This window comes from Variovorax flavidus, assembly GCF_030317145.1.
In the GTDB taxonomy this organism is placed as follows: Bacteria; Pseudomonadota; Gammaproteobacteria; order Burkholderiales; family Burkholderiaceae_C; genus Variovorax; species Variovorax flavidus.
Genome location: NZ_JASZYE010000005.1, coordinates 362,449 through 384,824, shown reverse-complemented (window position 1 = coordinate 384,824; position 22,376 = coordinate 362,449). Strand labels below are relative to the sequence as shown.

General features: G+C 66.9%; 24 protein-coding genes. 10 read left to right on the top strand and 14 right to left on the bottom strand.

Annotation, left to right across the window (positions count from 1 at the left end):
• Positions 1-262: 262 nt before the first annotated feature.
• Positions 263-1,183 (bottom strand): LysR family transcriptional regulator, encoded by a 921-nt coding sequence (locus QTH90_RS23630; RefSeq protein ID WP_286667003.1) that lies wholly within the window; start codon positions 1,181-1,183, stop codon positions 263-265.
• Between the two features lie 157 nt (positions 1,184-1,340).
• Between QTH90_RS23630 and QTH90_RS23625 the strand changes: the two genes are divergently transcribed.
• Entirely contained in the window at positions 1,341-2,090 is a 750-nt protein-coding gene (locus tag QTH90_RS23625) for an SDR family oxidoreductase (RefSeq protein ID WP_286667002.1), read from the top strand.
• 70 nt (positions 2,091-2,160) lie between these two features.
• The gene (locus QTH90_RS23620; protein ID WP_286667001.1) at positions 2,161-3,135 is read left to right on the top strand and encodes a magnesium and cobalt transport protein CorA; all 975 of its coding nucleotides are present in this window, start codon (positions 2,161-2,163) and stop codon (positions 3,133-3,135) included.
• Positions 3,136-3,156: 21 nt separating this feature from the next.
• Here the strand turns inward: QTH90_RS23620 and QTH90_RS23615 are convergent, their stop codons facing one another.
• The 5 genes from QTH90_RS23615 to QTH90_RS23595 form a co-directional block, all read right to left on the bottom strand.
• On the bottom strand, positions 3,157-3,426 hold the full coding sequence (locus QTH90_RS23615) for a hypothetical protein (protein WP_286667000.1): 270 nt from the start codon (positions 3,424-3,426) through the stop codon (positions 3,157-3,159).
• Between the two features lie 55 nt (positions 3,427-3,481).
• On the bottom strand, positions 3,482-4,162 hold the full coding sequence (locus QTH90_RS23610; RefSeq protein ID WP_286666999.1) for a response regulator: 681 nt from the start codon (positions 4,160-4,162) through the stop codon (positions 3,482-3,484).
• Complete coding sequence (locus QTH90_RS23605; RefSeq protein WP_286666998.1) at positions 4,159-5,688, bottom strand: ATP-binding protein; 1,530 nt, start codon at positions 5,686-5,688, stop codon at positions 4,159-4,161. Before QTH90_RS23605 ends, QTH90_RS23610 begins: the two co-directional genes overlap by 4 nt.
• Positions 5,689-5,744: 56 nt before the next feature.
• Positions 5,745-6,596 carry a dioxygenase family protein gene (locus tag QTH90_RS23600; RefSeq protein WP_286666997.1) on the bottom strand — a complete coding sequence of 284 codons (852 nt, stop codon included), beginning with the start codon at positions 6,594-6,596 and terminating at the stop codon, positions 5,745-5,747.
• An 83-nt stretch (positions 6,597-6,679) separates the two neighbouring features.
• A complete protein-coding gene (locus QTH90_RS23595) occupies positions 6,680-7,303 on the bottom strand; it encodes a sensor histidine kinase (RefSeq protein ID WP_286666996.1) in 624 nt (207 codons plus the stop codon).
• A 169-nt stretch (positions 7,304-7,472) separates the two neighbouring features.
• Between QTH90_RS23595 and QTH90_RS23590 the strand changes: the two genes are divergently transcribed.
• Positions 7,473-8,060, top strand: coding sequence for a nucleoside deaminase (locus QTH90_RS23590; protein WP_286666995.1), 588 nt, complete (start codon positions 7,473-7,475; stop codon positions 8,058-8,060).
• Here QTH90_RS23590 and aqpZ read toward each other — a convergent pair.
• Both aqpZ and QTH90_RS23580 read right to left on the bottom strand, forming a co-directional pair.
• Entirely contained in the window at positions 8,011-8,727 is a 717-nt protein-coding gene (aqpZ, locus tag QTH90_RS23585; RefSeq protein WP_286666994.1) for an aquaporin Z, read from the bottom strand. The genes QTH90_RS23590 and aqpZ overlap by 50 nt on opposite strands.
• Before the next feature lie 9 nt (positions 8,728-8,736).
• Positions 8,737-9,528: a winged helix-turn-helix domain-containing protein gene (locus tag QTH90_RS23580; RefSeq protein WP_286666993.1), complete on the bottom strand. Its 792-nt coding sequence runs from the start codon at positions 9,526-9,528 to the stop codon at positions 8,737-8,739.
• Positions 9,529-9,884: 356 nt separating this feature from the next.
• On the opposite strand from QTH90_RS23580, the gene QTH90_RS23575 reads away from it, so the two are divergent.
• On the top strand, positions 9,885-10,793 hold the full coding sequence (locus QTH90_RS23575; protein WP_286666992.1) for a ketopantoate reductase family protein: 909 nt from the start codon (positions 9,885-9,887) through the stop codon (positions 10,791-10,793).
• An 18-nt stretch (positions 10,794-10,811) separates the two neighbouring features.
• Here the strand turns inward: QTH90_RS23575 and QTH90_RS23570 are convergent, their stop codons facing one another.
• Positions 10,812-12,377, bottom strand: coding sequence for a SidA/IucD/PvdA family monooxygenase (locus QTH90_RS23570; RefSeq protein WP_286666991.1), 1,566 nt, complete (start codon positions 12,375-12,377; stop codon positions 10,812-10,814).
• Positions 12,378-12,398: 21 nt separating this feature from the next.
• Between QTH90_RS23570 and QTH90_RS23565 the strand changes: the two genes are divergently transcribed.
• Positions 12,399-13,034 carry a 2-hydroxychromene-2-carboxylate isomerase gene (locus tag QTH90_RS23565; RefSeq protein WP_286666990.1) on the top strand — a complete coding sequence of 212 codons (636 nt, stop codon included), beginning with the start codon at positions 12,399-12,401 and terminating at the stop codon, positions 13,032-13,034.
• Here QTH90_RS23565 and QTH90_RS23560 read toward each other — a convergent pair.
• Complete coding sequence (locus QTH90_RS23560; protein ID WP_286666989.1) at positions 13,031-14,158, bottom strand: ABC transporter substrate-binding protein; 1,128 nt, start codon at positions 14,156-14,158, stop codon at positions 13,031-13,033. The genes QTH90_RS23565 and QTH90_RS23560 overlap by 4 nt on opposite strands.
• Positions 14,159-14,230: 72 nt before the next feature.
• Here QTH90_RS23560 and QTH90_RS23555 point away from each other — a divergent pair, with 72 nt between their 5' ends.
• The 3 genes from QTH90_RS23555 to QTH90_RS23545 are packed head-to-tail and all read left to right on the top strand — an operon-like array spanning position 14,231 to position 17,770.
• Entirely contained in the window at positions 14,231-16,276 is a 2,046-nt protein-coding gene (locus tag QTH90_RS23555; protein ID WP_286666988.1) for a molybdopterin-containing oxidoreductase family protein, read from the top strand.
• Positions 16,273-17,442 carry an aminopeptidase gene (locus QTH90_RS23550; protein ID WP_286666987.1) on the top strand — a complete coding sequence of 390 codons (1,170 nt, stop codon included), beginning with the start codon at positions 16,273-16,275 and terminating at the stop codon, positions 17,440-17,442. Before QTH90_RS23555 ends, QTH90_RS23550 begins: the two co-directional genes overlap by 4 nt.
• Positions 17,435-17,770, top strand: coding sequence for a polyhydroxyalkanoic acid system family protein (locus QTH90_RS23545; RefSeq protein ID WP_286666986.1), 336 nt, complete (start codon positions 17,435-17,437; stop codon positions 17,768-17,770). Before QTH90_RS23550 ends, QTH90_RS23545 begins: the two co-directional genes overlap by 8 nt.
• Before the next feature lie 28 nt (positions 17,771-17,798).
• Here QTH90_RS23545 and QTH90_RS23540 read toward each other — a convergent pair whose 3' ends face one another.
• The 4 genes from QTH90_RS23540 to QTH90_RS23525 form a co-directional block, all read right to left on the bottom strand.
• Entirely contained in the window at positions 17,799-18,053 is a 255-nt protein-coding gene (locus QTH90_RS23540) for an acyl-CoA-binding protein (protein WP_286571267.1), read from the bottom strand.
• A gap of 56 nt (positions 18,054-18,109) precedes the next feature.
• The gene (locus QTH90_RS23535; protein ID WP_286666985.1) at positions 18,110-18,940 is read right to left on the bottom strand and encodes a tetratricopeptide repeat protein; all 831 of its coding nucleotides are present in this window, start codon (positions 18,938-18,940) and stop codon (positions 18,110-18,112) included.
• Between the two features lie 11 nt (positions 18,941-18,951).
• Positions 18,952-19,626, bottom strand: a complete 675-nt coding sequence (locus tag QTH90_RS23530) for a TetR/AcrR family transcriptional regulator (protein ID WP_286666984.1) — start codon at positions 19,624-19,626, stop codon at positions 18,952-18,954.
• Between the two features lie 116 nt (positions 19,627-19,742).
• A complete protein-coding gene (locus QTH90_RS23525; RefSeq protein ID WP_286666983.1) occupies positions 19,743-20,231 on the bottom strand; it encodes a phasin family protein in 489 nt (162 codons plus the stop codon).
• 161 nt (positions 20,232-20,392) lie between these two features.
• Here QTH90_RS23525 and rfbB point away from each other — a divergent pair, with 161 nt between their 5' ends.
• Positions 20,393-21,472 (top strand): dTDP-glucose 4,6-dehydratase, encoded by a 1,080-nt coding sequence (gene rfbB, locus QTH90_RS23520; RefSeq protein ID WP_286666982.1) that lies wholly within the window; start codon positions 20,393-20,395, stop codon positions 21,470-21,472.
• The gene (gene rfbD, locus QTH90_RS23515; RefSeq protein WP_286666981.1) at positions 21,469-22,359 is read left to right on the top strand and encodes a dTDP-4-dehydrorhamnose reductase; all 891 of its coding nucleotides are present in this window, start codon (positions 21,469-21,471) and stop codon (positions 22,357-22,359) included. The genes rfbB and rfbD overlap by 4 nt, the downstream gene beginning before the upstream one ends.
• Positions 22,360-22,376 lie beyond the last annotated feature (17 nt).

Here is a 22,376-nt window from a genome sequence, read left to right as displayed (position 1 = left end):
CGGAACTTGTAGTTGGTGGTCAGCGCCACGTTGCCCGTGAGGTTCGGCGCGGGAGCCGGCTCGGCAGGGGCAGTCTGCGCGCTCGCGAGCATCGGCAAGGCGGCAAGGGCGGCCGCGACCAAGGGGGTGAAAGGAAGCGATTTCATCGTTGAAGGAATGCAAGAACAAGAAGGGAACGCGAGCGTAGGTGCGCGGCCATAAAAGGCGCGTAAAAAGCATGAGCGCCGGCGTAAAGACTTCGTGCGCGCCGGCCGCGCCCCCTTCAACGGACGAACGCGTCCAGGCCCTGCACGAGCCGCCCGGCGAGGCGTGGCTGCCTGAGCTGTTCCAGCCACCAGTCCAGCGCGCGGCCCTCATGCTCGCCGCGCCAGGCGACGTAGAGGATGTTGGGCTCGCGCGGGTCGGCGGTCTGCTTCTCGACCAGTTCGCCGCGCTGGAGCAGCGCAGCGACGCGTTGCCGTGGCAGCCAGCCGCCGCCGAGGCCTTCGCGCTGCGCGAGGATCTTCGCGTGCATGGTCGGCACGGCCAGCGTCGCCTGGCCGCCGTGGGTGCCGTAGGCACTGCCCTCGGTGCTGCGCGAGGTGTCCGCGACAACCACGGCGCGGTGGCCCGTGAGGAGGTCGCGGCCCAGCGGCTCCTTCGCCTGCGCGAGCGGATGCCGCGGCGACACGGCGAACACCCAATCCATCACGCCGAGCTCGAACCAGCGCAGGCCCTGGATGGCCGGAGGCTCGTTGGTCGCGCCGACGACGATGTCTGCACGGCCGTCCTGCAGCGCCTCCCAGGTGCCTCTGAGGACTTCGTGGGTCACGCGCAGCGGGACGCCGGACTCCAGCGCATCGAAGGCGGTGATGACCGGCAGCAGCGACTCGAACTCGATGACTTCGTCCGTCACGATCCACAGGCGATCCTCCCAGCCGCTGGCGACCTGCCGAACGCGCTGCGAGAGCCGCGACACGTCCACCGCCAGCCTTGCCGCTTCCTGTGCAAGCAGCTGTCCCGCGGGGGTGAGCTGCAAGCGGTATCGACGCCGGTCGAACAGCAGCGCGTCGAATCTCTCTTCCAGCTGCCGGGCCGCGTGGGAGATCGTCGAAGGTGCCTTGCCCAGCCGGGCAGCGGCGCGCGAGAGGCTGCCACTCTCCCGAATGGCCTCCAGCAGCGCGAGTTCGTCTTCTGACAGCATCGTCGTATCCTCGAACAAGTTCGCCCGGATCATGGCATGGCGGGCCCACATGTTCGATGTTTTCGCACATGTTCATCGCGGGGGCGGTACGTCAACGGGCCCTCGAAAGCGGACCATTCACATCACGGTAATCCACCGCAATCCATTGGAGTCCACCATGAATCGCTTTCAAGACAAGACAGTCCTCGTCACCGGCGGCACGAGCGGCATCGGCCTGGCCGCCGCCAAGGCCTTCGCCGCCGAAGGCGCACGCGTCATCGTGACCGGCCGCGACGCCGCGGCGCTGGAAAAGGCGCAGGCCGAACTCGGCCCTCGCGCCCTGGCCTTCCGCAACGATGCCGGCGCCCCTGCTTCGGCGAAGGAGCTTGCGGCGTACCTCTCCGGTCATGGCGTGAAGCTCAACGCCGTCTTCCTCAACGCGGGCATCGCCCGGTTCGCCAGCCTGGCGGATGTGACCGAAGCCTTCTGGGACGAGGCCTTCGACATCAACGTCAAGGGCGTCTTCTTCCAGATCCAGGCGCTGACCCCGCTGCTGGACCCGGGCGCTTCGATCGTGATCAACGGCTCGATCAACGCGCACATCGGCATGCCGAATTCCGCGGTCTACGCCGCGAGCAAGGCGGCGGTCATCTCGCTGGCGAAGACGCTGTCGGCCGAGCTGCTGCCGCGGGGCGCGCGGGTGAATGTGGTCAGCCCCGGGCCGGTGCAAACGCCGCTCTACGGCAAGCTGGGCCTGGATTCGGCGACGCTGGAAGCCACCGCCGCGCAGATCCAGGCGCAGGTGCCGCTGGGCCGCTTCGGCACGCCGGATGAAGTGGCGTCCACCGTGCTGCACTTGTCGGCGCCGGAGTCCGCTTTCATCGTCGGCACCGAAATCATCGTCGATGGCGGCATGAGCCAGCTCTGATCGGCGGGCGCCGGTGCGAGCCCGTGCGTGGCAAGATGATCCCGTCATCGTCACTGCCCGGGCTCTTCGCATGCTCATCAACTGCGTCGTCTACGAGGACGGCACCAAGCTCGCCGACATTCCCGTCTCGAAGATCAGCGACTATCTCTCGTTGCCAGGCTGCTTCGTCTGGGTCGCGCTGCACGAGGCAACGGCCGAGGAGCTGGCCGAACTGCAGGCCGAGTTCGGCCTGCACCCGCTGGCGGTCGAGGACGCCCAGCATGGCCATCAGCGGCCGAAGGTCGAGGAGTACGAGGACTCGCTGTTCGCCGTCATGCATCTGCTGGAGCCCGAAGGCCCGGAGACATCAAGGCTGGGCATCGGGGAGATCGACGTCTTCGTAGGACACAACTATGTGGTGTCGGTGCGAAATCGCAGCGAGCACGGCTTCGTCGAGGTGCGAGAGCGTTGCGAGCGCGAACCCGAGCTCCTCAGGAACGGCCCGGGATTCGTGCTCTACGCGCTCATGGACGCGGTGGTCGACCGCTACTTTCCGATCATCGATGCCTTCGAAGTCGAGATCGAAACCATTGAGCAGCGGATCTTTACCAAGGGTGCGGCGCGCGAAAGCATCAAGCGGCTGTACGACCTGAAACAGCGGCTCACGGTGCTCAAGCATGCCGTCGCGCCGCTGCTCGAAGGCGCCGGCAAGCTGCACGGCGGGCGGGTGCCGCAGATCTGCCTGGGATCGCAGGCCTATTTCCGCGACGTGATCGACCACCTCGGCCGCATCAACGGGTCCATCGATGCCATCCGGGACACGATCGGCACCGCGATCCAGGTCAATCTCTCGATGGTCACGATCGAGGACGGCGAGGTCACCAAGCGCCTGGCCGCCTGGGCCGCCATCTTCGCTGTGTGCACCGCGTTCGCCGGCATCTGGGGCATGAACTTCAAGAACATGCCGGAGCTGGACTGGCGCTACGGCTATGCCGTCGCGCTGGCGCTCATCGTCGGCTGCTGCGGCTACCTGTACTACCGCTTCAGGCGCGCGGGCTGGGTCTGAGCAGCCCGGGGCTCCGCCAATTCACCGCGGCGGCGCGGGCACGAAGACCAGCCGGCCATCGGGCGTGCGCCGGCACATGCCGTCGAGCGGTTCGCCACGCCGGCCCGGGATCTGCACGGCGGCGCCATCCTGCTGGCCTTCGCACGCCTTCATGAATTCCGGCGGCGGTGGCGGCCGTCCTTCTCGATGGTGGTGCGGTGGCGGCCCTGGAGGCGGAGGGGGCGGCGGCATCACGCAGCCCTGAAGAAAGGCGACGAGGGCCAGCAGGCCCCATCCCTGGGTTCGGTTCATCTGGAATCTCCTTGTGGCCGATGGTCGCCGGCAACTTCGGAGGAATGTGGGAGCTTCAGCCGCCGGGCTCTTCGAATGCGAAGCCGACCCCGTAGACCGAGCGGATCCAGTCGTGCGACGGTCCCGAGGCGGCCAGCTTGCGGCGCAGGTTCTTGATGTGGCTGTCCACCGCGCGCTCGGTCACGTCGGCAGTGTCCTCGTAGGCGAGGTCCAGCAATTGCGAACGGGAGAAGATCCGGCCCGGCTGCCGCGCCAGCACCTGGAGCAGCCTGAATTCGAGGCGCGTCAGGTTCAGCGGCGCGCCGTCGAGCGTCGCGCGCCAATGGGCGTCGTCCAGCATCAGCCGCTTCGGGACCGACGGCAATGCCTCGCCGTCGAGGCTGCGTCGAAGCACGGCGCGCACGCGCGCCACCACTTCGCGCGGCGAAAAGGGCTTGCAGACGTAGTCGTCGGCGCCGAGTTCGAGGCCGAGCAGGCGATCGACTTCCTCGATGCGGGCGGTGAGCATGATGACGGGACGGGCCGTGTGCTGCCGCGCCCGCTGAAGCACCGCCATGCCATCCAGCCGCGGCAGCATGACGTCGAGCAGCGTGAGATCCGGCGGATTCGCGACCATGCGTTCCAGTGCGCTCTCGCCGTCGGCCACGCGCTCCGTGTCGTAGCCCGCGTGCCGCAGGTAGTCCACGAGTACCGAGGCGATGTCGTCCTCGTCCTCGACGACGAGGATGCGGGTCATGTCGTGCCCTCCAGCGGAAGCGTCAGGGTGATGCGCAATCCACCCAGCGCTGACGGCGCCGCGTCGATCGAGCCCTCGTGGGCCTCGATGGTGGCGCGGCAGATCGCCAGCCCGAGCCCGGAGCCGCCCAGTGCCCGGTTGCGCGATGCCTCTCCCCGAAACAGTCGTTCGAACAGGCGCGGCAGTTCGCCGGGCGCGACGCCGGGCGCGCTGTCGTCGAACTGAAGCACCAGCCGCTGCGCGCCCGGGGCGCCGTCGACGCGCGCGCCGATCTGCAGGCGGCCACCGGTGTCCGTGTACGACAGGGTGTTCTCGATCAGGTTCATGAAGGCCTGGTGCAGCCGGCGCGCGTCGCCGTGCATCTGCGGCTGGTGATCGGCTGCCAGCGCGTCGAGGGCGGCTGCATCGAGCAAGATCTTGCGTTGTGCGAAGCGTTCGCGCGTGAGCGCCAGCGCCTCCTTCAACAGCGCGAGCGGAAACACCGGCGCGAAGGGCGACGACATATCGTCCTGCTCGCGCATGCTGCTGCGCAGGTCGTCCACGAGCTGCCCGAGCCGCATGACCTGCCGGTGCAATCGAAGCGCGGTCTTGTCGTCGAAGCTGCGCACGCCGTCCTGCAGCGCCTCGATCTCGGCGCGCATCGCGGCCAGCGGGGTGCGCAGCTCGTGGGCGACGTCGGCCAGCCATGCGCGGCGCGACGCCTCGATGTGGTCGAGGCGCTCGGCCATGTCGTTGAAAGTGCGGCCCAGCAGGGCGAGTTCATCCTGTCCTTGCACGGGCACACGCGCATCGAGCCGTCCTTGCGCGACGCGTTGGGCGCCCTGCGTGAGCGCTTCGATGCGCGCGAACCAGCGGCGCGCCAGCAGCCACGACAACAGAAGCGCAATGGCCAGGCCCGCCACGCCGGTCCAGATGACGAAGCTCGATTGCCGCGCGACGAAGGCGCGGTCGGCATCGCTCTCCAGTCCCTGCAGCGGGGCCAGGAGGAGTGTGCCGATCGGTTGATTGCCGTCGCGCAGCGGGAGCCGGGCGGCGATCGACGGATCGACCCTGGCGCCGGCAACCCAGGCCCCCTTGGCGTCGACGAGGCCCAGGCGCTGGTAGACGGAGTCCGGATTGCCACGAGGACCGCCGGAATCATCCGGTGGCGGGAAGGGAGGCGGCATGCGGCGCGAAGGAAGCAGGTCGGGCGGCGGGCCGGGCGGTGGTCCCCCCGCATCACGGGGCGGTGGACCGCCTTGCCATGGCGGCGGCCGCATGTCCCGCATCGGCCCGAAACCGCCCATCTGCACCTCACGCCATGCAGATGGGTCATTGCGCAGCGTGTCCCAGTTGCCCTTCTCCGCATGATGCTTCTTGAGCAGCTCGGCGAGCCAGTCCATGCGGCGGATCTCGATCTCCGCGACGTACGGTCCGAGCCCGCGTTGCAGGCCGAGGCGCGAGAAGCCCGCGAAGATCAGCAGCAGAGCCAGCAGCAGCACCGCCAGCGCGAGGAAGATCTTTCGAAACAGCGTCAGGCGAGGCATGGTGGCGGCGGGGCGGGGCGAGCCGCATTGTGCGGCAAGCCTGTGGGCACGGCTGGTCAGGCCGCGATCGCGATGGCGATGTTCGCGCTGTAGCCGCTGGTGGCATCGCCGCTGAAGTTCACCATTTCGAGCGAGGTGCCGTCGCTGAACACGTTGTCCGTCGCGAAGCTGATCGCGTTCAGGTTGGCCACGCTCTGCGAATAGCCGGCGGCGTTGCTGTAGATCGCGCGCAGCGTCTCGGTCGGGAAAGCCAACTGCGTGGTCTTGACCTTGCTGCCTGCCGACGTGGCATTCGACAGGCTCGGATAGATCTCCAGGTGCATGTGCGGCATGCGTCCGGCGTAGCAGCCCGGCACGACCGTGACGAAGCTGACCGTGCCGTTCGCATCCGTCTCCTGCACGCCGCGCAAGTGGTTGTCGGCGAGGCTTTGTGTCGTGTAGACCGAGTAGGTGCCTTCGCGCGTGCAGTGCCACAGGTAGACGGCGTAGCCGGCCAGTGGTCCGCAACTGGTCTTCGTGTTGGTGAGCTGGATGGTCAGCGTCAGCGGTGCGCCGCCGACCTGTGCCGTGCCGCCGATGTTCGTGCGGATGTCCGAGCGGACGATGCCGGCGAGGGCGAGCACGTTGTAGCTGTTGTTGCTGGCGTTCGAGCCGTCGGCGGGGTAGGGGCCCGCGGTTTCCTCGGGCACCACCTGGCAGGTGCTCGAATTCGTGTCCGCGTCGGCGGCGGTGCCGGTGGTCGCTGCCGTGGTGGAGGCGGTGCTGGTCATGATCGGCGCCAGCGTCGATGTCGAAGAGGTGCCGCTGCCCCCGCCGCCGCATCCGCCCAAAGCGAACAAGCCCAGCGAACCGAGCGTGCCCAGCACGTGGCGCCTGGCGCCGTCGGTCGGTGGTGAATCCTTTGCCATCTGAGTTTCTCCTGCGTGGAACGCGCGAAATCGCGACAAACCGACTGTGCGTGGCGATCTGGGAGAAAACGAGTGCAAAGTCCCTAGAGCCGGTCGGCAGGAGCGCCGCCGCCGGCGCGCTGCAGCGGCAGCCGCAAGGTGATGCCGAGGCGCCCCAGCGGCGACGGGGCCGCGTAGATGCGTCCCCGGTGCTCTCCGACGATCTGCGTGCAGAGGGCCACGCTCGCGATCGATTCGCAGTCGCTGCGCAGCCGGGCGCGGCGCGCAGACGCTGCATCGAAGCATTGCGCGAGACGGGGCTCATCGGCGTCCGGCGCGCAGTCCATGAAGTTGACGACGGCCTGCGTGCCGTCGACGCGGCCCAGCACGTGCAGGGTGCTGCCGGCCTTCATGGCCCGGCACGCGAACTCGACGATGTGCGCAAAGACCTCCTGCATTCCCGCTCGATCGAGGAGCACGGGGAGCGGATCGGCGGGAAGCTTCAACTCCAGCGCCATCCCGGCGTCGTGGAGGCGGGCTTGCAAGGTATGGGACATCTGCTGCAGCAGTTGCCGGATGTCGGCCTGCTTGCATGCGAGTGGCATGGAGGTGGCGGGGCGTGGCCGCGTCGCCGGAGCGGAGTTGCCGCTGCGCTGATCCAGCAGGCGCCAGAATACGGAAAGCAGGATGAAGACGAAGAGGGCAATGGCGATCTGGGCAGTGTTCATGCAGGACTGAGGTGGTGACGATGCGTCGCATTAGTCCCTGTCTCGACTGGCGGTGCAACATCTCCCGCGCGCCTCATCGGGCCTTCAAGATCTCTCCGCAATCCCGGCGCACGCCATCGCTTCGGCGTCGGCCAGTGCCATCGAATGACCGAGCAAAGAAGGAGCGACGATGTACCAGGAAGAATTCATGAGGCGCGCCATTGCGCTGTCCGCGCAGGCGCTCGACACGCCGGGCACCGAGCCATTCGGCGCCGTGGTCGTGAAGGACGGCGCGGTGGTGGGCGAAGGCTTCAATCACTCTGTGGCTCATTTCGACCCCACCTCGCACGGCGAGGTCGAGGCGATTCGCGATGCGTGTCGAAATCTGAAGAGCGTCGATCTGGGCGGTTGCGATCTCTACACATCGTGCGAGCCCTGTGCCTTGTGCGTGGCCGCGATGCGGATCGCGGGCATCGGCAAGCTCTACTACGCCGCGTCGCTCGCGCAGTCGGGCGATGCTTTTGCGGGTGTGCCGGTGGAGGCTCGTCACCCTATCGATGTGGAAGAACTGCGTGCCGAGGCGGGCGCACCGCTTGCTGCGCGTGCCATGCCGTCGGAGCAGAAACTCGACCGCGCGGCGATCGAGGTGCTGGAGGCGTGGGCGGGGGGGGGGGGGGGGCCGCGGGGGCTGGCGGGGCGCCCCGCCGGGGCCTCTCAGGCTTTCTGGCTCAGGCGATCTGTGCCGTGCGCGACTCGGACATCGTCACGCGATAGATGATCGCGCCCAGCGCGGCGCCGACCAGTGGGGCCACCCAGAACATCCACAGCTGGTCCATCGCCCACTGCGGTGCGAACAGCGCCGGGCCGGTGCTGCGCGCCGGATTGACGGAGGTGTTGGTCACGGGGATCGACACCAGGTGAATCAGCGCGAGGCACAGGCCGATCGCCATGCCCGCAAAAGCGTTCGAGGCGCGCTGGGCGGTGGCGCCCAGGATCACGAGCAGGAAGAACGCGGTCATCACGACCTCGCACACCAGCGCAGCGGCCATGCTGTACTGGCCGGGCGAATTCGCTCCGAAGCCGTTGGCCGCAAAGCCGCCGAGATCGGCGCCGGGCTTGCCGGAAGCGATGAAGTACAGGACCCCGGCGGCTGCGCATGCGCCTACCACCTGGGCCACCACGTAGCCCGGAAGCTGGCTGGCTGGCATGCGGCCAGCGACCACCAGGCCGAACGAGACGGCCGGATTGAAGTGGCCGCCGGAGACGGGTCCGAACGCATAGGCGCCGGTGACGACCGTCAGGCCGAAGGCAAGCGACACGCCGAGCAGGCCGATGCCCAGTTCGGGAAAGGCAGCGGCGAGCACCGCGCTTCCGCAGCCGCCGAAGGTGAGCCAGAAGGTGCCGAGAAACTCGGCCGACCAGATCTTGAAATTGCTGTGTTGCATGAGGAGCTTTCAGTTCAGTTGTAGTAAATCGGTGGGTTGCTGGTATTGGGAAACGGAGGGCAGGGGCGGCGCGAGTGGCGGGGCAGGCGCCATCCGCATCAGCCGGTAGCCCGCATGAGGAAAGGTTTCGAGGGCCCAGCCGCGCGAGCCGCGCAGTTGGAGTGCTGAGCGGATGTCCTTGATGACCGATCCGATGTTGTCGATCCGGTATCCGGTCTGTCCCTGCTCGCCGGAGGGCAGCATCTGACGCAATGCCTTGCGCGTCAGCGTGCGATCGGTGTTGAAGAACAACTCGAGGGCAATGTCGAACGCGACGGCGTCGAGGCGCGCTTCGCGTTTTTCGAAGGCGACGGCCCTCCGGAGCGGATCGAAGGAATAGTCACCCCATGCCAGATGCGAGGGCGAGCTTTCGAATCCGTGGGCGTCAAGGAACGAGAGGATCACGCGGTAGAGATCGCTGAAGAACCGCGGCGAGAGGGGGAAATCCCCTTCGGCTGTGGCACGGCGATGGATGTGCTTCGCGTCGTTCTGCAATTGCAGGCGCAACACGGGCACGTCCGGCCCGATGACGCTGCGAATGCCCGCGAGGAGCGGTTGTCCCTGACTGTCCAGCTCGGGTGCATCGCCCAGCAGGAGCATGTCCAGCGTCTTCGCGCCCGGGCCCATGGCGATGAGGTCGTCCAGCCTCGTGAACACGAGCGGCGCGTAGTGCTGCGAGCGCAGCGTGCGACGCATGTATTCGCGGGCGCGCAAGGTGTAGGCGAGCACACCTGCGCGCCGCTTGGCGGCAAGACGAGACATGACGAAGCTTCCCTTGGTGTGCTGCGCAGAGCGCGCGCACCGTTTCTTTGTGAGCCGACACTGGGGCGGCGATGGATCGGTTGGCGAGGCTTGCGGTTTTCAGCGCAATTGCGTGAACATAAAGACAATAGTCTGCAAATTGGCGTGTCTTTTGGTCGCGCTGAGTCGATCAAAATTCTACGGATTGGAGCCGCGGCGGTGGGTGAGTCGCGTGCTGAATGTTCTTGAAATGGGCGTGCCAAGTCTCATGTGGGCACCCCGGCTCGGAGGTGTGAAATCATGTTCGCCCCGCAACAGCCGATGAAAGCGCATCCATGACAGCCAAGCCGTTGAAAGTCCCGGGATCGGGACACTCCATGAAGATCGCCGTGATGGGAGCCGGTGCAGTGGGCTGCTACTACGGCGGCATGCTGGCGCGTGCGGGCCATGCAGTGACGCTGATCGGAAGGCCGCAGCACGTCGAAGCGGTCCGCCGCGACGGCCTCCTGCTCGACACCCAGAGCTTCAAGGCGCACGTGCCGATGCAGGCAAGCACCGAGGCCAGCGCCGTGGAAGGCGCGGGGCTCGTGCTCTTTTGCGTCAAGTCCACCGATACCGAGAGTGCCGCAATGGAGATCCGTCCGCATCTCGCGCCCGATACGCTCGTGATCACGCTGCAGAACGGAGTCGACAACGCCGAACGCCTGCAGGCGCTGGTCCCGCAGGAGGTCGCTGCTGCGGTGGTCTATGTGGCCACCGAGATGGCGGGCCCCGGCCACGTCAGGCACCACGGCCGCGGTGAACTGGTCATCGCGCCGTCGAAGGCCAGCGAGCAGGTGGCGGCGCTGCTGGCGGAAGCCGGCGTGCCGACGCAGATTTCCGACAACGTCATCGGCTCGCTGTGGGCCAAGTTGATCCTGAACTGCGCCTACAACGCGCTTTCGGCCATCTCGCAGTTGCCCTATGGCCGCGTCGTGCAGGGCGTCGGGGTCGATGCGGTGATGCGCGACGTGGTGCAGGAATGCCTGGCCGTCGCCGCTGCGAGCGGCGTGACGGTGCCTGGAGACACATGGCAAGCGGTGGAACGCATCGCGCAGACCATGCCTGCCCAGTTTTCATCCACCGCGCAGGATCTCGCGCGCGCCAAACGCAGCGAAATCGACCATCTCAACGGCTACGTGGTGCGCAAGGGCGAGGCGGTGGGCGTGCCGGCGCCTGTCAATCGCACGCTGTGGACGTTGGTCAAGTTGATCGAGGACCGCCAGGATCGAGCCCCGGCATCTTGACGGCGCGGAGCCGCGCGCTCAGTCGCTTCCCTTGTCCGCCACGTACCACCGGGTGGCGATCAGCTCGGGCTCCTCGTGCGCCTGCAGACGTTCCCAATGCCGGTCGGCATCTTCCACGAACAGGTCCCGAGCGATCGCCTGGGCGAGCCGGTTCGCACCGATGGCCAGGCCGGGGATGTCGCCCGCCAGCGCGCCGTGGCTCATGGTCGCGCCCCAGTTGAAGAGGCGCATGCGCCCCAATGCGTCGGCCTGCGGGCCAGCCGGGTCCGCGCTGCGCAATTCGAAGCCCGCGCCCAGGTAGGGAAAGCGCGCCGGTTCCGGGTGATGCTCGGCCTCGGTGGCCGAGATGTGATTCGCCCAGGTGTCGATCTGGGCCGTGTAGGCCGCGATCTCCGGCCGGTCGAGCAGGTCGACGTCGAAGCCGGTGCCGAAGATCACCGCATCGAAGCGCTCGCTGCCGCCGTTGGGCAAGGTGACGGTCACGCCGTCTTCATCGGGTGCGACGTCGTCCCACGGCGTGCCCAGGCGCAGTTCGAAGGCGTCGTGCGCGTCGCAGCGGCGCACGGTCTCCCAGGGCGGCGGCACCTGCTCGTCGAAGATGTAGGTGTAGACGCGCCACTTGCGCGCGTCGTCGAGCCCCTCGAAACCGCGCAGGAAGCCATGGCTCGAAGCCGCCTTGCTCTTGTTGACCTGCGGCAATTGCGTGCGGCGCGCAAACAGCGTCACGTTCGCAGCGCCGGCTTCGAGTGCGCACGCGGCGTTGTCGAAAGCCGATGCCCCGGCGCCGAGAACGCCGATGCGCCGGCCTTCCCAGGCCGCAAAGTCGATGGGGTCGGCGGAATGGAACACGCGGCCCGCTGCATGCGAGTCGCCACGCCGCAGCGAAGGAAACGCCGGCCAGCGCGGCGCGCCGCTGCCGTCACGGCCGAGCGCCAGCACGAGCTGGCGTGTGCGCACGGTCTCGCGTCGCCCTTGGGCATCTTCCAGCTCGATCCGCAGCACGCGGCCGCCGTCGGCATGCGACACCGAGTGCAGCGACACGCCGTTGTCGACCTGCAGGCCGACGGTGTCGCGCACCCACAGCAGGTAGTCGCGCCAATCGACGCGGCCTATCTTGTGCAGCGCCAGCCAGCCCGGCGTGCCTTCGGCGGAGCTTTCGCCTCCTTCGCCGTGCTGGGCCTCGTACCAGGCGCGAAAGCTCAGCGACGGAACGCCGAGTTCCGGCCCACCCACGTGCTTGGGGCTGCGCAGGGTCAGCATGCGGGCATAAGTGCCCCATGGGCCTTCGTCGCTGCGCGCGGCGCGGTCGATCACGCGCATGTTCGTGATGCCTTCGCGGCGCAGCGCATAGGCGGCGGTCTGTCCGCACATGCCGGCGCCGGCGACCAGCACGTCGAGCACGGGTGCCTCGGCGGTCGATGATTCGGCGGGCAGCACCCACGCGGGCGGCGGCACGTTGATGCGTTCGAGATCGGCGCGCGCCTGCGATGCCAGGCGTTCGAGCGCCGCCGTGTCGCGCGGGCTCGCGATGAATTGCACTGGCACCGGGGGCAGTGCGTCGGAAATGGGGTCGTCGGAAGCCATCGCCTGAAGATAATCCAGAACATGATCGCACTCGACTGCTACTACAGCCTCTCTTCGCCCTGGGCCTATCTCGGCGGCCCGCAACTGCAAGACATCGTGCGCCGCCACCATGTGCAGCTCACGCTCAAGCCCTACGACTTCCAGGCCGTGGTTCCGCAGACCGGGGGCATCCCGCTCAAGACGCGGCCCGAGCCTCGCCGGACCTATCACGCGCTCGAACTCGCCCGCTGGCGCGAGCACCTCGGCATGGCCCTGAACCTCGAACCGGCGCACTACCCGAAAGGCGCGGCCAGCGATCCGAACTGGAACAAGTACCCCGGCTGGATGGTGATCGCGGCGCAACGCCAGGGACTCGACGCGCAGCCGTTGTCGCACGCGCTGCTGCGCGCACTGTGGGCCGAGGAACGCGACACCTCCGACGCGGCGGTGCGCATTGCCGTCGCCGACGAGAACGGCTACGACGGCGCCGCGCTGCAGGCGCTGGAGCAGATGCCGGAGACGCAGGCCATCTATCGCGCGAACAGCGCCGAAGCGGTGGAGCGGGGCGTATTCGGCGCGCCGACCTACATCCTCGATGGCGAGCGCTTCTGGGGCCAGGACCGGCTGGTGTTCCTCGATCGCGCGCTGGATCGTCTCAGGACTGCGCGCGGCGCCTAGGTGCGGATCCGGCCGTCGCCCGTGATCATCGACAGCTCGACGAACTTCGAGGCCACGTGGTTGCGCGGCGAGAACGAGACCTCGAAGCCGCCGAACTGTTGCCTGTCGATGCTTTCGAGCCCGGTGATCAGGCCGTCCCGCGTGGCCTTGCCCGGTGCGCGCCGCAGTCCTTCGACCAGCACCTTCGCCGCCAGATAGCCCTCCAGGCTCGAGAAGTTGGCCTTGGTGTTGCCGCCGCCCTTGCGCAGCGCCTCGTTGAATTCGCGCGTGATGCCGTTCGCCGCGTTGTAGGGCGAGGGCACGACCTGCGTGACCACCACGCCGGCGCCGTCCTTGCCGAGTTCGTCGGCCAGCGCCTGCGTGCCGACGAACGACACGTTGAAGAAGGTGCCGCCGTAGCCGGCCTTGCGCGCTTCGCGGATGAAGGCGGCGCAGGACTTGTACGCGCTGACTTGCACCACCGCGTCCGGACGGGCCGCCACGATGCTCTTGACCGCAGCGGAAACATCGACCGAGTTCCGCTCGACTGTCGCCAGCGCTGCCGGCTTGAGGTCCATCTGCGACAGCGCGAGCGTCACGCCGTCCAGACCGGCCTTGCCGTAGGCGTCGTTCTGATAGAAGACCGCGATCTTCTTCAGGCCGAGATGGGTGAGCTGCTTCACGATCAGCGCCGTCTCGTCGTTGTACGAGGCGCGGAGGTGGAACACATTCCTGTGGAAGGGCTCGCGCAGCGCCATGGCGCCGGTGAAGGGCGCGATGAAAGGAATCTTCGCGTTCACCGCGAGCGGCATCGCCGCCAGGCTGGTGGGCGTGCCGATGTAGCCGAACAGCGCGAAGGCGTCGTCGTCGATCAGCTTCTTGGTGTTGGCCGCACAGCGGTCGGGTTCGTAGCCGTCGTCCAGGAACTTGATCGCGACGTCGCGATGGCCGGGCTGCGCGTTGTACTGGTCCAGGAAGAGCTTGGCGCCCTCGTAGAACTGGATGCCGAGCTGTGCAGCAGGGCCGGTGAACGGTGCCGACTGCCCCAGGATGATCGGCGTTTCGCTCTGCGCGCGCGCCCATTGAAAGCCGGCGAGCGCCGCTGCGCCGGTAGCGATCGAAAAATGCCTGCGATTCAACTTCATGAAAACCCCTCCGCGCGCATTCGCGACGCACAACTTAGACTCGCCCGATTGGCTTGTTGCCCCTGATGACTCATGACTCTCGAAACCCAAGTGCTCGGCGCCTGCCCGCATGACTGCCCCGATACCTGCGCGTTCGTGACAACCGTTCGCGACGGCGTCGCTGTCAAGCTGCAGGGCAATCCGGCCCATCGACACACGGCGGGCGTGCTGTGCACCAAGGTGTCGCGCTACATCGAACGCAACGAGCATCCCGAACGTCTTGTGCAGCCGCTGAAGCGCTCCGGCCCCAAGGGGAGTGGCCTCTTCGAGCCGGTGACCTGGGAGACGGCGCTGGACGACATCGCCGCGCGACTCCATGCCATCAAAAGTAACAATCCGGAAAAGATTGTGCCTTACAGTTACGCCGGAACGATGGGTCTCGTGCAGGGCGAATCGATGGATCGTCGTTTTTTCAACAAGCTCGGCGCATCGTTGCTGGACCGCACGATCTGTTCGACCGCAGGGGGTGAGGCCTTAGGTTTTACTTTGGGCGGCAAGGTCGGCATGAGGGTCGAGTTTTTCGCCGACGCGAAGCTGATCCTGATCTGGGGCAGCAACTCGATTGCCAGCAACCTGCACTTCTGGCGCCATGCGCAAGCCGCAAAGCGTGCCGGCGCGCGGCTGGTGTGCATCGATCCGCGCAAGACGGAGACGGCCGACAAGTGCGACGAGCACGTCGCCTTGCTTCCGGGCACCGACGCGGCGCTGGCATTCGGGCTGATGCACGAGCTGATCGTGAACGACTGGCTCGACCACGACTACATCGAGCGCTACACGGTGGGCTGGGCGCAGCTTCGCGAGCGCGCCTTGCAATGGCCGCCCTCGCGAGCGGCAGCCGTCTGCGGCGTGCCGGAGGCGCAGATCGTCGAACTGGCGCGCGCCTACGGGACTACCAAGCCGGCTGCCATCCGGCTCAATTACGGCATGCAGCGTGTGCGCGGCGGCGGCAATGCGGCCCGTGCGGTGGCGTGCCTGCCGGCGCTGGTCGGCGCGTGGCGCGATCGGGCGGGCGGATTGCTGCTGAGCAGTTCGGGCCTGTTCCCGGTGGACCGTGCGGCGCTGCAGCGGCCCGACCTGCTTGGGGGCCGCCGCCCGCGAACGATCAACATGACCTCGATCGGCGACGCGTTGCTCGACACGGCGAATCCGATCGAAGCCCTGGTCGTCTACAACAGCAACCCGGTCGCCATCGCGCCGGACTCGGGCAAAGTGGTCGCCGGGTTCGCGCGCGAGGACCTCTTCACTGTGGTGCTGGAGCAGTTCCAGACCGACACCGCCGACTATGCCGACTACGTGCTGCCGGCCACCACGCAGCTGGAGCACTGGGACATCCACTTCAGCTATGGCCACACCGATGTGCTGCTGAACCGGCCTGCGGTCGCGCCCCGCGGCCAGGCGCGCAGCAACACCTGGGTGTTCCGCGAGTTGGCGAAGCGCATGGGATTCGACGAGCCTTGCTTCGACGACGACGACGAAACCTTGTGCCGCGCCGCCTTCAGTGCGGAGGCAGTCGACTTCGAGGCGCTGCAAGCGCAAGGCTTTGCCACCCTGAAGCTGCCCGACGCGCCCTACGCGGAAGGCAATTTCCCCACGCCGTCGGGCTGCTGCGAGTTCTTCAGCGCCCGCCTCGCCGCGCAGGGCCAGGACGGTTTGCCCGATCACGTGCCCAACTACGAATCGGCCGGCAGCTCGAAGGAGTTTCCGCTCGCGATGATCTCGCCGCCGGCGCGCAACTTCCTCAACTCCAGCTTCGTCAACGTGCGCAGCCTGCGCGCGATCGAGGGCGAGCCGCTGCTCGAGATCAACGAAGCCGATGCCCTGGCACGCGGCATCGAGGACGGCGCCACGGTGCGCGTCTTCAACCAGCGCGGCGAGCACCGCTGCCGCGCCGAAGTCTCTCGCCGTGCCCGGCCGGGCGTGGTGCATGGCCTCGGCATCTGGTGGCGCAAGCTGGGGCTGGACGGCACCAACGTCAATCAGCTCACGAGCCAGCGCCTGACGGACATCGGGCGCGGTCCGACCTTCTATGACTGCCTGGTCGAGGTGGAGTCGGTCGCGGAAGCTGCGGTCGCACCATGAAGACGAATCGCAGGCGCCTCGCGGCATGCGCGGCGGTTGCAGGGCTGGCGATGCTCGCGGGCTGCGCCGATGTCAGCTATTACTGGCAATCGGCCAGCGGCCATCTGGGACTGATGCGCGCGGCGCGGCCGGTGGACCAGTGGCTGGAAGACCCGTCGACCTCTGACGCGCTCAAGGCGAAGCTCGAACTCACCACGCGGCTGCGTCGCTTTGCAGTGACCGAACTCGGCCTGCCCGACAACGACAGCTACAAGGCCTATGCCGACCTGCATCGCAATGCCGCGATCTGGAACGTGGTGGCCGCATCGCCGCATTCGCTGACGCTGAAGACCTGGTGCTTCCCGGTTGCGGGCTGCGTCGGATACCGGGGCTACTACGACGAGGCCGCGGCCAAGGCGGAAGCCGCTGAGCTGCAGGCGCAGGGGCTGGAGACTTCCGTCTATCCGGTGCCTGCGTACTCCACACTCGGCTGGATGAACTGGGCCGGCGGCGATCCGCTGCTCTCCACCTTCATCGGCTACCCGGAAGGCGAGCTGGCGCGCATCGTCTTCCATGAGCTGGCGCACCAGGTGCTCTACGTGCCCGGTGACACGATGTTCAACGAATCCTTTGCAACCGCGGTGGAGCGTATCGGCGGCACTCGCTGGCTGAAGACGCATGCCAGCGAGGCAGCGCGAACCGAATATGAGCAGTTCGATGCGCGCCGCCAACAGTTCCGGGCCCTCACGGCCGAGACGCGCCGTGCGCTGCAGGACATCTACACGTCGAAGGAAGCCCAGGCGAAAGACTGGGAAGTGGTGGATGCCAGGAAGAAGGCCGCCATGGAGGAGTTTCGCCAGCGCTATGCCGCGCTGCGCGCCGGATGGACCGGCCCCCGGCAGGGCGCCTACGACGGGTGGGTGGCACGCGCCAACAACGCGACCTTTGGCGCGCAAGCAGCCTACGATGAACTGGTGCCTGGCTTCGAGGCCCTGTTCGAGCGCGAGGGCGAAGACTGGCCGCGCTTCTACGCTGCCGTGAAGCAGTTGGCCAAGTTGCCCAAGGATGGACGCGCGCAGGCACTCAGGACCATGACTTCGTCGCCGACGGACCTCATGCAGACGCAGGCCCCATGCTGCAAGCCCCAAAACACCAACAACACCAAGAACGGAGCCCCCGGTGTCTGAGATCCACATCGAACGCAATCACGGCCTGGGACTGGCCGCCGCGCGCGAGGTCGCGCGCCAATGGATGCAGCAGGCCGAGCAGGACTACGGCATGGAATGCACCTACGCCGAGGGCGAGGTCTGCGACGTGGCGCAGTTCAACCGGGCGGGTATCGATGGCAGTGTGGAGGTCAGCGCGGACACGTTCACGCTGAATGCGACGCTGGGCTTCCTGTATGGAAGCTTCAGCGAGCAGATCGAGCAGCGTTTGCTGCAGAGCCTCGACGCGTTGCTCGGCGCCAAGGCGCCCGCGGACGACGACGCGTACAACGACAAGGACTGGCTCTGAAGCGGCGCCCCGGTGGGGGCGCTCCGGCTCAGCGCAGTGATTCGATCAGGTCGATGTACTGCTGCTTGGCCTCGTCGGCGCTCAGGCCCTTGCGCGACGTCCATGCGTCCCACTTCGCGCGAGCGACGATGTCGCTGAAGCTCGGCTTTTTCTCTGCGTTGTCGCCGGCGGTGGCCTGCTTGAAGAGTCCGTAGATCTTCAGCAGCGTCGGGTTGTCCGGGCGCTCGGCGAGCAGTTTGGAATTGGCTTGGGCGGCTTCGAACTGTGCGTTCAGGTCAGACATGGCGGCAGGGTTTCGTCAAAAGACGCGATCTTAAGTGACGACGCCGTCTATAAATCTCAATCGGAAAGCCCGGCGCGGGCCAGCTCCACGTCCAGGCGTTCGCGCGCGTCGGCCGGCTCGAGGGATGCCGCCTTTTCGTAGAGCCGGGTGGCCTCGGCCATGCGCGAGTCGCCTTGCAGCATCAGCAGCCCGCGGGCGTACTCCATCAGGACGCTGGCCGAGTGCGGGTTGATCTGCAGGCTGCGTTCGAAGAGCTCGATGGCGGTGTCGGCGCGCACGCCGTAGGTCATGCGGCCGACCAGCGAGCCAACCTTGTCGATCACTTCGGCGTGGAACGCGCCGAGCGCCGCGTGCGCGTCCGCATGATGCGGCTGCAGCTCGATCACGCGTTCCAGCGCGCCCTTGACCTTGCCGCCCAGACCCTGCGCCAGCGCGCGCGCAACGCTGATCCCCTGGCTGTAGCGTCCCAACGCGTAGGCCTGCCAATAGAGCGCCTGGCAGTTGTCGGGCTCGGCGGCGACCTGGGCGGTGGTGCGCTCGGCCACCTGCTTGAAGAGCGCCAGCCGGACCGATTCGCGTGGCTCCAGGTAGTTCGCATAGATGGCCGTGGCCTGGTTGGCGAGCGCCAGGCCTTCGTGGCCGTGCTTCAGCGCGATCGCCACCGCCCGCTCGAACTCGCCGCTGTGATAGAGCGCCCAACCCTCGGCCAGAGGGCCTGGTACCGGCGGCTGCAATCCCTGGCCGGCATGCAGGCGAGGCCAGTGTGTCAGCAGGTTGGAACTGTCGAACCGGGGGGCATCAAGGTAGGGCAATCGGGTCCATGGCCCCGTTGCGGGAGGGGCGCCGGCGGACAGCAGCGAGGGAGGTTGGAGGTCCGGTGGGGTCATTCGATAGAGGGTCAGACCGTTGCAGGTTGATCTTCGCCTGTATAGGCGCTACTGAGTGTGAGCAAATGCCGCCGTTGCTCCGTCGCGAGATAGGGCGCGAGCAAATGCAGCGTGTGATGCGCTCCGCGCAGGAGGGCGCCCTGGGCATGCCCGGGCTCGAGCGCTTCCCGCGGGTTGCGTACGTATTCGTAGCTGAGCCAGTAGGTGAGCACGACCACCATGCTCTGCGCCAGCGTGTCGACCTCGCGCGCGTCGATGTCCAGGTGTCCGGCGCGGCCCAGGCCGGCCAACAGGGCCCGGATGGCACGCGCCTTGTTCTTGAGCACGAGCTGGAATTGCGTCTCGAGGTGCCGGTTCTTGCTCAGCAGGTCATTCAGGTCGCGGTAGAGGAAGCGGTAGCGCCAGATCAGCTCGAACAGGCTGTGCATGAAGAACCATGCGTCCTCGACATCGTGCACGCCTTCGCTCGCATGCAGCAGGGTGTTGAGCTCGGTCTCGTAGCCTTCGTAGAGCCGGTTGATGAGCTCGTCCTTGGCCGGGTAGTGGTAGTAGAGATTGCCGGGGCTGATGTTGAGTTCGCCGGCCACCAAGGTCGTGGAGACGTTCGGCTCCCCGAACCGGTTGAACAGGTCAAGTGCGGCTTCGAGGATGCGTTGTGCAGTGCGGCGTGGCGCTTTCTTGGCCATGTCGGAGCCCCGTTTTGTCTCTTTGGGACACTCTAGCGCAACTCTGTCGCGCCCGGTGCAGGGATCGCCGCTTGCCCCGCGAGCGGTGGCGAGGCTCAGTTGCTGGTCAGGCCGATTCAGCTACTGCCGCTGGCCTTGTGACGCTGCGAGGGCTTGGCGCTGTCCGCCGACTTGCGAGCGGCCGTCTTGCGCGCCGCTGGACGTGCCGGCGCACTGGTGGTCGCAGCCTTGCTTTGCAGTTGCGCCTCGAGGGCTTCGACACGCGCCTGCAACGCGGCCACTTCCTGGGCCGAAGGCATGCCGAGCTTTTCGAGGGCGCGCGCCACGCGTTCCTCGAAGATGTTCTCCAGCTTGCCCCAGCCGCCTGCGGCCTTGGTGCCGAACTCGCTGGCGAAGCCGGCCATCCGGGCCTGCGCCTGAGCCAGGGTTTCCTCGGCAGCCTGCTGGGTCTTCTTCTGGACCCCCACGCCGTCCTTCACCAGCGCTTCGAAGGCCTTGCTGCCTTCCTGCTGCATCTTGGCAAAGGCGCCGAGACCGGCGAGCCAGATCTGCTGGGCGGAGTCTTTGATGCGGTCTGTGGGTTTGTCGTCTTCGGGGGTGGACATGGTGTGTTCCTTCAGGGGTCTTGGGGACTCTAGCCGGGGTCGGATGGATCCGTGTAGAGGTGGGGGTCTAGCAGCTTTTTGAAACATTCCCGAATGGGATAATCCGCCCCTTGCCGCCGGCAGGCGACTATTCCGACAATAAAGAAGAGAGGGATTTCCCCATGATCCTAGTGACCGGCGGCGCCGGCTTCATCGGTGCCAATTTCGTTCTCGACTGGATTGCCCAAAGTGGCGAAGCCGTCGTGAATCTCGACAAGCTGACCTATGCCGGCAACCTTGAGACACTCGCTTCGCTCAAGGACGACGCCAGGCACGTGTTCGTGCAGGGGGACATCGGCGACAGCGCGCTGGTCGATAGGCTTCTGGCGGAACACAAGCCGCGCGCCGTGGTGAACTTCGCAGCCGAATCGCATGTGGACCGTTCCATCCACGGGCCCGAGGATTTCGTGCAAACCAACGTACTCGGCACTTTCAGGTTGCTGGAGTCCGTGCGCGGCCATTGGAGCGCGCTGCCCGCGGACCAGAAGCAGGCCTTCCGCTTCCTGCATGTCTCGACCGATGAGGTCTACGGCTCGCTTTCGGCATCCGATCCGGCTTTCACGGAAGAGAACAAGTACGAACCCAACAGCCCCTATTCGGCCAGCAAGGCGGCCAGCGACCACCTGGTGCGGGCGTGGCATCACACCTACGGCCTGCCGGTGCTCACGACCAATTGTTCCAACAACTATGGTCCGTTCCACTTCCCCGAGAAGCTCATCCCCCTGATGATCGTCAACGCGCTCGCCGGCAAGTCGCTGCCGGTGTACGGAGACGGCATGCAGGTCCGCGACTGGCTCTACGTCAAGGACCACTGCAGCGCCATCCGCCGAGTGCTCGAAGCAGGGCGTCTCGGCGAGACCTACAACGTCGGCGGCTGGAACGAGAAGCCCAATATCGAGATCGTCAACACCGTTTGCGCACTGCTCGACGAACTCCGCCCCCGCGCCGATGGCAAGAGCTACCGCGAGCAGATCACCTACGTCACCGACCGTCCGGGCCATGACCGGCGCTACGCGATCGATGCGCGCAAGCTTGAGCGCGAGCTCGGGTGGAAGCCCGCGGAGACTTTCGACACGGGCATTCGCAAGACGGTCGAGTGGTACCTGGCCAACGGGGAGTGGGTGCGCAATGTGCAAAGTGGCGCGTATCGCGAGTGGGTCCAGAAGCAATACGCGGGCGAACCGGCGAAGGCGCAGGCATGAAGCTTCTGCTGCTTGGCAAGGGCGGGCAGGTCGGCTGGGAGTTGCAGCGCAGCCTGGCGCCGCTCGGCGAACTGGTGGCGCTGGACTTCGACAGCACGGACTTCCATGCGGACTTCAGCCGTCCCGAGCAACTGGCCGAAACGGTCCTGAAGGTGCGGCCGGACGTCATCGTCAATGCTGCGGCGCACACGGCCGTCGACAAGGCCGAGAGTGAACCCGAATTCGCGCGCAAGCTGAATGCAACGTCGCCGGGTGTGGTAGCGGAGGCAGCGCAGCAGATCGGCGCGCTCATGGTCCACTACTCGACCGACTACGTTTTCGATGGCAGCGGAGACAGGCCCTGGCAGGAGGGCGACGACACCGGTCCCTTGAGCGTCTACGGTCAGACGAAGCTGGAAGGCGAGCAGCTGGTGGCGAAGCACTGTGCAAACCACCTGATTTTTCGCACTAGCTGGGTGTACGCGGCGCGGGGCGGGAATTTTGCGAAGACCATGCTGCGACTGGCGCAGGAGAGGGAGCGGCTGACGGTTATCGACGATCAGTTCGGCGCGCCGACCGGGGCGGAGCTGCTGGCGGACGTGACGGCTCACGCGATCTGCGACACGCTGCGTGATCCCGGCAAGGTCGGGCTCTATCACCTCGTAGCCAGCGGCGAAACGACGTGGCATGGCTACGCGCGCTTCGTGCTGGAGCAGGCGCAAGCAGCGGGCGTTGCACTCAAGGCCGGGCCCGAGGCGGTGGATCCGGTGCCGACCAGCGCGTTTCCGACGCCAGCTGTGCGGCCGAACAACTCGCGCCTCGATACCTCAAAACTCCAAGCTACCTTCGGCCTCGTCCTGCCACACTGGCAGGCAGGCGTCGCGCGCATGCTGCGCGAAACGCTCTGATCCCATCACCACGAAGA